The sequence below is a fragment of the Streptomyces sp. SID12501 genome (genome assembly GCF_010550245.1).
Taxonomy (GTDB): domain Bacteria; phylum Actinomycetota; class Actinomycetes; order Streptomycetales; family Streptomycetaceae; genus Streptomyces.
Genome location: NZ_JAAGLU010001048.1, coordinates 1 through 387 on the forward strand (window position 1 = coordinate 1; position 387 = coordinate 387).

Annotated in this window: 1 pseudogene; it reads left to right on the plus strand. The window is 72.6% G+C overall.

Annotation, left to right across the window (positions count from 1 at the left end):
- Positions 1 to 21: 21 nt before the first annotated feature.
- Positions 22 to 387: pseudogene (locus tag G3I71_RS49760) on the plus strand (amino acid deaminase/aldolase); the annotation flags it as partial.

A 387-nucleotide genomic window follows, 5' to 3' on the forward strand; every position in this document is an offset into this window, starting at 1 on the left:
CCATCTGGCAAGCTGCCGGGCATGACTTCCGACCGGGCCCGGTACGACCGGGCGACCGCGCACCTCGAAGCGCCGCTGGCCATCGTGGACCTCGACGCGTTCGACGCCAACGCCGACGATCTCGTGCGCCGGGCCGGCGGCAAGCCGGTCCGGGTCGCCAGCAAGTCCGTACGATGTCGGGCGCTGCTCGAACGGGTGCTGGCGCGGCCCGGGTTCGCCGGGATCATGTCGTACACGCTCGCCGAGTCGCTGTGGTTGGCCCGCTCGGGGTTCGAGGACGTCCTGCTCGCCTACCCGTCCGCGGACCGGGCCGCCTTCGCGGAGCTCGCCGGGGATCCGAAGCTGGCCGAGGCCGTGACGGTGATGGTGGACGATCCGGCGCAGCTG